The sequence below is a fragment of the Enterobacter sp. CM29 genome, from assembly GCF_013179605.1.
GTDB classification, from domain to species: Bacteria; Pseudomonadota; Gammaproteobacteria; order Enterobacterales; family Enterobacteriaceae; genus Enterobacter; species Enterobacter intestinihominis.
The window spans coordinates 1-548 of the sequence record NZ_JABMCU010000401.1; the positions used below are offsets into that span (position 1 = coordinate 1).

Here is a 548-nt window from a genome sequence, read left to right on the forward strand (position 1 = left end):
CAAGGATCCGCGGACGATCTATTAAATGTGACTAGCCGTAATTTAGATTCCGTTTCACATATAACAAACGATTTAAGGTTTCCTTCGACGGCTGGAATCTTAGTCAAAATGTCACTCCTGAAGAAGCAGATTCAGAATTGCTTGCGTTGTTCATATTGAAGACACAGGTAAAGCATCAGGAGGTAGGTGTGGTTAAAACAATTGACATTGATGTGGATTTTAACGGGATAATAATTTTCGATTATCCAGGAATACTGGCCCCATTTGGTGGGAAGATAGAGGATGGAGATAACATTCTCCAGGAATTCACCACCACAGACAAAGGGGATCTTGTTCTTAATGAAGGTATTGCCTTACCTATCATGGGCCTTGATAATGGTGGCTATGTTGTTAGGCTTTTTTTAAATGAATTTCCCGACAATAAAGACAGGGAAGTTATATTCACAGATAAATATTTCTATCTTAATGTAACTGGTGATTTATACGTTGCTGATATGGCAGTGTTTTGGGAGTGGGAAGATTATACTGGTTGGATTAACACTGATGTT

1 protein-coding gene is annotated in these 548 nt (G+C 38.5%); it reads left to right on the top strand.

All coding sequences use genetic code 11. The features are described from left to right. Positions 1-188: 188 nt before the first annotated feature. The coding region (locus tag HP459_RS23320) for a hypothetical protein (RefSeq protein ID WP_171936968.1) at positions 189-548 on the top strand (360 nt) is incomplete at its 3' end.